2 pseudogenes are annotated in these 3519 nt (G+C 42.3%); both read right to left on the bottom strand.

Annotation, left to right across the window (positions count from 1 at the left end):
- A pseudogene (locus IQ229_RS18605) lies at positions 1–226 on the bottom strand (hypothetical protein); the annotation flags it as partial.
- A gap of 7 nt (positions 227–233) precedes the next feature.
- A pseudogene (locus IQ229_RS18610) lies at positions 234–3519 on the bottom strand (hypothetical protein); the annotation flags it as partial.

Consider the following 3519-nt stretch of genomic DNA (forward strand, 5'->3'; position numbering starts at 1 on the left):
CTGTAGAGTTTACTTTTACTTCATCTTGCACTACTTCACTGATTCTGTTAATTTCCGAATTCAATCTTAGCACAGCCTCTTTTGTTTCCTCAGCAGTTGGAGGCTTTTTTGCAGATTCTTCAAATTTATCATCAGGGATGTTAAGCTGTTTGATCAATTCTCTGAGGAGACTAACTTGCATCGCTGGAGTCAAACCTTCTACTGGAAGTTCGATTAGTTCTTTCATACTAAAATTACCTCTCCACTAAATCTTTTTTGACATCTTTGAGAGCATTATTGATACGGGAATTCATGAGTTGAAAATCCTGTAATGTTTCATCACTGATGTTACTTACTTGGGTTTTTCCTTCTTTGATATATAATAATATTTTGTCATTTTTATCTTTAACTAAGTAAATTTTGTCTTGGGCTTTTGTAGCAATTTGGTATTTTCCTGTTTGTACTGACATAATGCCATTGATATCTTCCTGTCCAATAATTTTAACTAAACTTTGGGCAAGACTGGTCATTTCATTAATTTTTTCTATCTCCTTAATGTCTTGCTCCATTGCCTTAAAAGCGTTCTCAAGACTGATATTTTCTTTGATATATAAATCAGTTACCTCCTGAATTCTATTGAGATATGTTTCTGATTTACCGAGCTTTTCAGCTGCTACATACCAGTCTTGAAGATTTTGCATTGTATTAGCTTTCATCCGCTCGATAATACTATCCATCGCTCCAACCTGCTGCATTCTGGGTTGAGAAGGTGATGCGAGTGCTTGGTCAATATTTGGTTGTTGACTTTGTTGTGGAGGGAAAATGCTCTTGTCTTTAGCAAAAAATGAGTTATGTGATACTTGTGTATTGGAAGAAATAGTGTTGGTACTAATTTTGGTATTTTCTACAGGATTTAATACAGCGTATCCTTGGGAAGTTTGTTCTACTTTGTACCCTTTTTCTTGAAGATAATTTTGAACTAATTGATCAGTTCCTTGTGCGTTTCCGACTATCAAAGAGCTTTTCGCTTCTATTGCCTTATTAAGTAACGGTTTGTAGTGATTTTCAAAAGTTTGGGCAATTCGCTCGCTTGTCACTCCGCGCCACGGGCCAGACCCGGATACCATAATGATGTCGTCTTTTGAGTAATTTCCTGTGTTGGCGCGTTCTCCCCATGCTTGCTCGTAATTCCGAGTGCTTGAAGGTGTTTCGGGGGGCGCAGCTGATTTACCGATAAACTGGGTAGCTATTTGTGCCATCGCAATATCTTTTTTCATGTGTTCAGCGACGGCAGCGTTTATAGGTTCGAGTTTGGACAGTGGATTTGTTAGCAGCCGATCAGTCTGTTCTGACTTTTCCTGCTGGGTTTTTACTGTAGTTTGTTGTGACTTTTCAGTTATATTGCTGTATGCTTCGACGAGTGCGCGAAGAAATGCGGATTCTTTACCCTTACCCTCCCACTGCTGTTGAGCCTGAGCGTTAGTTATATTACTGAGGCGGTGCGTTGCGGAGCCAGCGCTGTGATCGGGTTCCCGGACTTGTTCGCGCAGCGTCTCCGATAGCAGAGGCGACTGGCGTGGGATTTCCCCCGTTGTTGCAACTGCCGTACAGTTTTCCAGCCATTCAGTTCCTCCGCGTTTGGCGATCGCCTCAGTTAGCCGGGGGTGTTGTTTGAGTTTAGCTTGAAGTACTTCTACCATTAGCTTGTATTCATCAGCTGATGGATGCAACTGCTTTTGGTGGTTAAATGCGTGTTCGGCGGATGCGTATACTACTCCTTCAGGTTTTTGGACATGGGTTTCTACTCCATACTGTCCAGCAGGGGCTTCTGGATTATTATTGACTGAAACTTGGTAATCATTTTGCAGCTTGCCTTGTTCTTTTGCGAGTGCAGTGGCAAGACTGAGTGCTACTCCAAGCCCATCTTTGGAGTCGGGACTGATATTTACTGGAGTTGCAGGTTGTTTTTGAATAGTTGGGAACGGAACAATTTTGCCATTGACATAATCCCCTAGCGGCTCCATGAATAAGCCATATACCTGACTCTTACTCGCCTGGCCTTGAGTAAGTTCTTTCGGTGAATGCTTTTCCCATTTCGCCCAGGCTTGCTGGTAACTTGGATCTCGAATTATTTCGGGGGTAATTTTGTACTGCTTACCCACCCGGAAAGCAACTTGCTCGCCGTTTTTACCTTGAGCGATCGCAATATCTCCCTCTTTGACACCATAAGTTTTTTGGTAATCTACACCTCTGGTGGTGTGTATCCTACCGTGTCCGCGCATGGCATTGATGGTTGTTTCAACTAGTACTGTGGAAGATTCGCCGTGCAGATGCAGCGAATAAACCATTGGTACTGGTTTTCCAGATATAGTCAGGTTGTCTGGAATCTGAGGATTAGTAGCGCGTACCGCAGTGGAATTCCCGATGGCGATAATTTCTTCTACAGTTGGTTGGTTTAAAGGGTGTGAGGAAGTATTTTGAGTGACTTCTCTGAGGCTTGTATAGCTACGTTCTACTTTAATTTCTCCCCCAGGAGTCCACTCGTTAGTTTTGATGGTGAGGTCGCTGTTGCTTTGGACTACCGCACGCGGAGGTTGGTTTGAGGTGAGGAAGTTTTCAAATTTCTGGCGAACGCTGTTTTCTCTGCCCAGGTCATTTTTAATTGACCAGATGTTGATAGACCATCTGCCAGCCTCAGTATTGAGGGCAGCGTGTTCATTCTTGCAGTTAAAGCGGGTTACTGTACCCGACTCAAGTTTAAACTCTTGGTATTGTACGTCCTGATTTTCCTCCCTAGTCCATGCCATTCGTTCCTTAGCAGCGCGATACCCCCAATCAGAATTTCCGATATTAATGCTGCGGGCTTCCGTTGCGGCGTAGGAGTTATCGCGGTGGTAGTTGATGCCAGCGCCGGGGTTTTTGGAATAAGTTACCAGCACAATATCAGCGTCAGGATATACTTGTTTGACAAGTTTCATTAACTTGTCGTCCTGTACCCCTGGCTTGAAGTCTTTATCCTTCAAATCCCATTTTGCACCGACCCATGCGACTTGTCGTCCTAGTGCGTAGTTGGATTTATCGTTTTCAAGTATAGGTTTGAAGTGGGTTTCAAGGTGCGATCGCAATTGTTCTACTTTTTCCTCGCTTACCTTACCCAATATTTCGATAGCTTTAGTTGGATCAGCTTGGCACAAGTTGGGTAGTAATATTGCTTGGTTTTTAGTTTCTATTTTCGTGTTTTTTGATACTTGTACTTCAACTGAGTTTTGATAAATTTGTGAAATTCCTGCAACTGCGGTGTTAGTATTTGATTGAATGTTTGTTGTATTGTTTTCTGGTACAGCTTTTGCAGGAATAATTGGTACTGGAGAATCTTCTTGATTAAGTTCTCTGGGACGGTTAGGTAGTGCTTGTAGAGCTTTTTTGTACTCACTATTTTCTGGAATTTGGTTTAATTTTAAACGACTACCTTCAGCTGCAACTTTTTTATTTAACTCTGCACTAAGTTGTTCGTAGCGGTCAAATCTATCAACTTCACCG

It is taken from the genome of Nostoc cf. edaphicum LEGE 07299 (assembly GCF_015207245.1).
In the GTDB taxonomy this organism is placed as follows: Bacteria; Cyanobacteriota; Cyanobacteriia; order Cyanobacteriales; family Nostocaceae; genus Nostoc; species Nostoc edaphicum_B.